3 protein-coding genes and 2 pseudogenes are annotated in these 6,113 nt (G+C 58.5%); 2 read left to right on the forward strand and 3 right to left on the reverse strand.

The features are described 5' to 3' along the window. The coding region (locus KJQ96_RS41100) for an AMP-binding protein (protein WP_249735045.1) at positions 1 to 1,744 on the reverse strand (1,744 nt) is incomplete at its 3' end. Between the two features lie 642 nt (positions 1,745 to 2,386). Continuing rightward, positions 2,387 to 2,905: pseudogene (locus KJQ96_RS42505) on the reverse strand (formyltransferase family protein); the annotation flags it as partial. A gap of 1,658 nt (positions 2,906 to 4,563) precedes the next feature. On the opposite strand from KJQ96_RS42505, the gene KJQ96_RS37795 reads away from it, so the two are divergent. Together KJQ96_RS37795 and KJQ96_RS37800 are read left to right on the forward strand one after the other, a co-directional pair. Then, positions 4,564 to 5,697 (forward strand): recombinase family protein, encoded by a 1,134-nt coding sequence (locus KJQ96_RS37795; RefSeq protein ID WP_213291088.1) that lies wholly within the window; start codon positions 4,564 to 4,566, stop codon positions 5,695 to 5,697. Positions 5,698 to 5,771: 74 nt separating this feature from the next. Continuing rightward, on the forward strand, positions 5,772 to 5,966 hold the full coding sequence (locus KJQ96_RS37800; protein WP_213257471.1) for a hypothetical protein: 195 nt from the start codon (positions 5,772 to 5,774) through the stop codon (positions 5,964 to 5,966). Here KJQ96_RS37800 and KJQ96_RS37805 read toward each other — a convergent pair. After that, positions 5,963 to 6,113, reverse strand: a pseudogene (locus tag KJQ96_RS37805) (IS91 family transposase); the annotation flags it as partial. The gene KJQ96_RS37800 and the pseudogene KJQ96_RS37805 sit on opposite strands and share 4 nt — an antisense overlap.

The following is a 6,113-nucleotide window of genomic DNA, read 5'->3' on the forward strand; positions in this document are numbered from 1 at the left end:
CGGGACGGTTCAGATAGCCCCGCGCCACCCCCGCGCCGCCAATGTAAAGCTCCCCCACCGCCCCAAACGGAACAGGCGCGCCATCACCATCCAGCAGATAGATCCGCGTGTTCGCAATCGGACGGCCGATCGGGACAACGGCGCCATCAAAATCAGCCGGGCAGCTCCACGTCGTCGCGCAGACTGTTGCTTCGGTAGGTCCATAGGCGTTGACAATAGATGCTGCAGGCAGGGCTCGGATAAGCTCGGCCTTCGGGAGCTCTCCAGCAAGTACGAGAAGTTGCGACGCCAAATATTCCAGATGCTGGCTTCCCTGAAGCAATGCTGGAGGCAACGTCGCATGCGTGATGGCTTCGTTTCGCAGATAGTCCGATAGCTCTTTGGTCGATTGACGGATCTCACCCGCAGGCAAGTGCAAGGCGGCTCCTGAGCCAAACGCCATGACAAGCTCTGAAACACTTGTATCAAAACCAAAGGAGGCGAACTGCACCACTCTACTGTTGGAACAAACGCCAAAAAGCACGATCTGAGCCAGCCCCAGATTGACCAATCCCCGATGCTCGACCATGACGCCCTTGGGCGTTCCGGTGGATCCCGAGGTGTAGATCACATAGGCGAGATGGCGCGAGGTCAGACCGAGGGCGCGCGGGTCCGGGTTCGCGGCCGGCAGTTGCGCCCACGCCGGGGTCGCCGTCTCCAGGTCGACCACCGTCAGATCGAGTAGCGCATCGCCGCCCAGCGCCGATCGTCCCGCCGCATCGGCCAGCAGCAGAGGCGGCGCCGCATCGTTGAGCACCTGGTGCAGCCGCGCCGACGGATAGGCCGGATCCAGCGGCAGATACGCCCCGCCCGCCTTGAGGATCGCCAGCAGCCCGACCACCATCGCGATGCTGCGCTCAAGGCAGATCGCCACCGGCTGGTCCGGCCTCACTCCGAGCCCGATCAGGTGGTGCGCCAGCCGGTTCGCCCGCGCATTGAGCTCGTCATAGCTTAAGCGCTGGTCCTGATAGACCACCGCCACCGCATCCGGCGCCCTGCGGACCTGCGCCTCGAACAGCTCATGGATGCACTGCTGCTCGGGATACGGCGCCGCCGTCCGGTTCAGCTCCTCCAACAGATACGCGCGCTCAGCGGACGACAAGAGCCGAATTCGTCCTACCGGCTGCTGCGCATCGGCCATCACGGCACACAACAAATTCTGCAAATGCTGCGTCATGCGGTCGATCTGCTTGGGCGCCAAGCGACCTGCATCAAAGTGCCATCGAAAGCTCCCTTCCAGAGCGCAAACCTCAAACGTCAGCAAATCACCGGATAGGGGCGCCTCAAAACTCGGGCTTGCAAGATCACCAGCGGCAGACCCGCTATTTGCAGTAACCGTAACGCCAACCGGCCAGGGACGGCGCGATCGTAGCGCCTCACCGCCCCGCAACGTCGGGTAGCGCGCGATAAGATCCCGCGCAAAGCTATCGTGCTCCCTCAGCTGAGCACACTCGGCCGCCACCGCCCTGCGCACCTCTGCAAAATCATGACCGAGATCTATGATAATTTCCATTGGCACGACAGAAGCGACAAGCACCTCCACCGCCTTCACCCCGGCTCGCGATTCATTCGCTGGGGGAGTCCATCCCAATTGAAGCTCTGATTCTCCCGTGAGGCGGGCGAGATAGATCAGCCAAGCGCTCAGTATGTACTCGGTGCGATCATTGGGGGACAGCTCGGCCAAAGCACTTGGAATGAGCCACAAACTCGACTGCCATCTCGGGGGAGCCACAGCTTGTGGAGACGACAGAAAAGGAAGCTGCAATATTTTAGATTGCTCAAGCCGCTGTCGCCAGAAACTCTCCCGAGGCGCCAACATTTCATGTGTAACAGTTATGCTCCGCGCCTCGTCATCGCTTAGAATCGGGAGGCGATCGCCTACATTCAGATCGGAGTGCCTTGCAAGTGCCCGGGCGTCCAGAGTCTCACCATCTGAGCTGCCAAACCAGACATCAACATCTTCTGTGGCCGTCGCCACACGCCAGTGGCTCGGGTGGATTTCAACCAGGGAACCCGGCGAAAAGCCCGAGCGGGCAGACGACACCTCCAAGCACCTGACTGCGACAACGTCATCGCCCACAAGAGCCTTGGACAGACATAACGGATTGGAATGATACGGCCCAAAGTCTAAGGCGCGCGTTATCGCTGAGAGATCTTGCGCGGATCGATCCCATCGCAGACAGCCCGCCGCATCTGGACGTCGACGTCTCGAAAAGTAGCTTCTGTCCACTAGCGCCTGCGGACAGGTATTGAGCTCTCCATTCGCTAAACCAGTTAAAAGCTCTCGGAAGCCCTCGACTGCAGCCTCATAACATTTGAGGTTCAAGGTTAGCGCCGTATCAGTGGGCGCAATCAAGAGTTGGCGTTGAACAACCAGGTCACCCGTATCAACACCATCATCGATGCGATGCCACGTGACGGCATATTCGGTCTCTTGGGCCAGCAGCGCCCAAGACGTCGCATGAGTTCCTGCATACCGTGGCAACGGACCGTCGTGGTAGTTGAAAGCCCCTCGACGCACTCGCCCAAACACATCTGCTGGCAACATGAACGGATTGGCAACAGAAAATATCCAGTCCACCGGTTCGGTATTGAGCAGCATGGAGAGCTCTTCAACGCTCCCTACGCACAAGATATTGGCGCGAGCAGCCCAATCGCGGAATATGGCGTCGGCACTCAAGATTGCGCCGATGACGTGGCCCATCTCCATCGCTAGCTGAGCGCACCTAATCGCTAGCGTGCCACTACCAACAAAGACGGTAGAACCTATTGGTGAGGCTTCAGGTCGTTGCCCAGCCCAGTCGCCGAGTTCGCAACTCGACGAGGCCAACACACATGTGTCGCAATGTTCGTATTCCACCCCCATAGACGAAAACTCCTCGTGTGCCACGCGAGCCAGCACTTTCAATGGCCCCGCGATTGACTGCTCAACTCCGCAAAATCACGCGCAGTAGGATCTGCAACAACTAGCGACTTAAATGGTCGCATGTGACATGCCCGAGCGCTTCGCCACCAAATCTGAGCACGAGCAGAGATGCGCGCCAGCGCGCAGCGGAGGAAAGCCGGAGCCGTGTTCGCGCTCTGGTTAACTCGTCGTGCAGCCTGGGTAGCCCGAAACGGCGCGCAAAACCGACTAGAGACCTCACTCAGAAAATCCATCACCACCACTTTGCGACCTGATATCCATTAGGGAAGCCCGGTCGATAGTCGCAGCAATACGAGCACGCCCCGTTTCGGAGCGGCAGCAAGCCACTTCGTTCTGCCGGACTGTTGAGCGTCAAAACGCTGCTGGACCTTCGCTCCGAGAATGCCACTCAAACGTGAGTGTGAACAGACCTAGCACTATTATGGCCAAGTCATTGCCGGGAATCGAAGCGACATCAGAATGTGAGAAACCTCGCAACACCGCGCGTGCCACGGACTGCGGCAGCATCAGCATCGCACTGATCTGGATCAATCGAACAGGTTTCATCTGAACTCTTAGCCGAGGCGGCGAGATTGTGCTGTGACGCCCACCATCTTAGCAACTAGCGTGCCAAAGGATGTCCTCAAGATCTTCCTGACGAAAGAATGAGCTTCGCGCCTCGCTCGGGGAATACTGCCATCCAACTGTCGACCTTGGGACATTGACGTCTTGAAGCGGACAGAGCTCAAGATGCCAAGATGGACCGTCAATGGCGACAAGACCTCTCGTATCGAAGTCGATTGTCCTCAAGAATATCGATGGCCTTGTTGCGCTTGTGCGCGATGCCGGCTCAGATCCGTTCTTATGTGTCGGACGAGATGATGTGGCGGAGGCGCCCTAACGCCAGCCAGGTCCCGCCACGCCTGGATTCCTCCGCCACGTAATATTTCGTGCCTCTCGCGCGGACGCGGGATCCCCCTGCGCCGCAACGCCGGAGGGGCACAATGCTCAAGTTCTATTTTTCGTATCGCGGGCTGCTCATGCGCCTTCGTAACGGGGCGCTCGGCGCCGAGATGGATCGCATCGCGGGGTATTTTTTCTCGCTCGGTTACAAGCGAGCATCCGCTAAGCTTTATCTGAGCCGGATTGCGCGGTTCAGCCATTTTGCTGCAGCACATTGCGGTCATCTTGAATCATATTCGCCCCAAATCCGGAATCTGGAGGGTTCTGTGAGGTCGCGCTCACGCGAGGGCGCGGCAGGCGCTTATGACGCGACCTCATTGAAGCCGGATTGAACGAAGGCGCGGGAGGCTATGCGCGATTTTACGCTATGGGGATTGTTTGAGATCGCAAGGCCCGATCTGCTGGCTCGGCGCGTGAGGCAGAGACACGAGATGTGCGCATCGGGGAAGAGTTGAGACCAGACGCGCTTCGCCGGAGATCACGATAGACTTTTTGTTGCATCGGACGGTTGTTGTCGCGCAGTGTGACAGCACGGATTCGACATCGTCCGCGATGACGCTGGGAGCTGAATGACGAATGATGATCGTCGTGCACGGCATGACTTGGCTCTTCGAAGAGCACGGTATTGTACTGTGCTCAAGGTTATACGCCAACGAATGCTGGCAGGGCAGGAAGCCAAAGCGCGCCGCGGCGAACTGTTCAAACGGCTTCCGATTGGGTATGCCCGCGACCCCGTGGGTAAGATCATGTTTCATCCCGACCGACGGATCTGCGAAGCGATACAGCTCGTGTTCGCCAAGTTTCGAGAACTGTGGAGCGTGCGTCAGACATTCCAATGGTTCCGTGATCACGACCTGGAGCTACCGGTCAATCCCATACAGGGAACGCGGCTGATCTGGAAGGTTCCTTCGCAGAGCCTAATCCGCGACATTTTACGCAATCCCTTCTACGCCGGTGCCTATGTTTGGGGACGGCGTCCAGTAACGACCTTGCTGGTAGGAGGCCGGCTCGAGAAACGTCAGAGCGCGATGCGCCCCGCCGAAGAGTGCCGCGTCTTCATCCGCGATCATCATGTAGGTTATATTGACTGGGCAACCTACGAAGAGAATCAGCGAATGATACGGCGCAATTCGGTGAACTGGGAGGGGGACGAATCGATGGCGGCGATTCGCGCTGGCCAGGGTCTTCTGGTCGGACTCCTGCGCTGCGGACATTGTGGGCGCAAGCTGCATGTACGGTATTGGGGCGGCCGTGGCACCCATGCGCGCTACCTTTGCAAGGGCGACTACGATGATGGCGGGCAGTATTGCATCGGCTTCGGCGGCAGCTCGGTAGACCGGTGCGTAGGACAAGAACTATTAAAGGCGATCGCGCCATTGGGGGTGGAAGCCAGTCTGCGAGCTCTCGAAGAACTGAGTGCTGTCGGCACCGCTCAATGTACCGCCCTGTCCCGCAAGCTCGAGCAACTGGTGTATGAGGCGAGGAAGGCCTTCGAACAGTACGACGCGGTGGATGCCCGGAATCGACTTGCAGCCAGCGAGTTGGAACGGCGGTGGAACGGAAAGCTGGAAGAGATCGAGGCAGTCAAGCAGCGGCTTTCCAGTCTCGAAACCGAGCGCTACTCGTTATCGCCTGAAGAGGAAATCAGAATACGTTCGATGGGTGATCATTTTGCTGGAGTCTGGCAGAGCAACCACTGTCCCCCGACACTTAAGAAGATGATCTTCCGCACCGCCATCGAAGAGATCATTGTACGCACTGACCAGGATAAAAAAACCTTGAGTTGCTGATTCACTGGAAAGGAGGTGCGCATACGCAACTCACGATGGAACGACCACGTTCCGTAACGGAAACGGCCACGCCCATGGAGGCGCTGGAGATCATTCGTCGCATGGCTTGGGAAGTCAGCCGCCGTGATTTGGATGCCGAACCCATTCGCAGCGTTATTGAGGGCCTCCACCGCACCGGCAAGCTAATTCTGCAGGGGGGTTGCGCGGAAGATCAACTTGCGTTGTTCACTGAAAATCAAGGAGATGATAATGCCCGGTATCTTGAGTGAGGGTTCTGCGTCAGCGCCTGCCCCCAGGTGTGAAGGACGGCGACGACGCCGATCTCTGCACCGAGCCGGCGTGGATTGGCGGCGAGCGTCGACATCGCCTCAGCGGCGGCCTTAAACAGGATGGCATAGACGACGGCCTTGTTCTGG

Origin of the sequence: Bradyrhizobium sp. sGM-13 (assembly GCF_018398875.1) — a bacterium.
In the GTDB taxonomy this organism is placed as follows: domain Bacteria; phylum Pseudomonadota; class Alphaproteobacteria; order Rhizobiales; family Xanthobacteraceae; genus Bradyrhizobium.

Excerpts from the sequence above, each read along its gene's own strand:
- KJQ96_RS37800 (WP_213257471.1), top strand. The coding sequence starts at position 5,772 with ATGGAGGCGCTGGAGATCATTCGTCGCATGGCTTGGGAAGTCAGCCGC.
- KJQ96_RS37795 (WP_213291088.1), top strand. The coding sequence starts at position 4,564 with ATGCTGGCAGGGCAGGAAGCCAAAGCGCGCCGCGGCGAACTGTTCAAA.